The sequence below is a fragment of the Pseudomonas brassicacearum genome, assembly GCF_003732265.1.
GTDB classification, from domain to species: Bacteria; Pseudomonadota; Gammaproteobacteria; order Pseudomonadales; family Pseudomonadaceae; genus Aquipseudomonas; species Aquipseudomonas brassicacearum_D.
Window position 1 is genome coordinate 1 of record NZ_MOBK01000368.1, and the last position, 650, is coordinate 650.

1 protein-coding gene is annotated in these 650 nt (G+C 58.6%); it reads left to right on the top strand.

Annotated elements, in window-relative coordinates; genetic code table 11:
• Positions 1 to 90: 90 nt before the first annotated feature.
• Positions 91 to 650: rhamnan synthesis F family protein (locus BK660_RS31755; RefSeq protein WP_221178668.1), on the top strand; the 560-nt coding region annotated here is incomplete at its 3' end.

The following is a 650-nucleotide window of genomic DNA, read 5'->3' on the forward strand; positions in this document are numbered from 1 at the left end:
CACTCACTAAAGTGGATACTTGCTCCCCTCGGCTGCGAAAGGCGCAGCCAGCGAGTTCCAGCCTCGCTCCCTATTTGAATTGGTTTGAACATGATAATTCCACCATCAGCCCAAGGTGCTCACCGCGTTTCTGGACGTCAGTCCGTCAAGTCAGGCAGCAGCGCCGCTCCCCACGTCGACGAGTGCGAAGTACTGGTTGCGCAGCCGCCAGTATTCGAGGATGGCGAGCCGCCAGTCGGCGTGGTTATCCATGCGTATTACCCCGAAGTGCTGCAAGATATCCTGCGCCGTTTGATCAAACTGCCTGAACGCCTGCATCTCTACGTAACCTGCGTAGCCGGTCGTGACGATGCGGTCTGTGCTCAGCTGACGGCCAGCACATTGAGTTTTTCGCTATACCGGGTGCCGAACCACGGCAGGGACGTTTTGCCGTTTCTGCGGGTGCTACCGTTCTTGCGTGCCGATAATATCCGCACGCTGGTCAAGCTGCACACCAAGCGTTCGCTGCACTTGGGCGGGGAGAACGACTGGGGCGTTGAACTGTTCGATGATCTGCTGGGCCCGGTACGATTCAGTCGAGCACTGGAGCATCTTGCCGACCCGGTGCACGTTCCAATGCTGGGTCCCCAGCGATACCTGCTGCCAGTCAC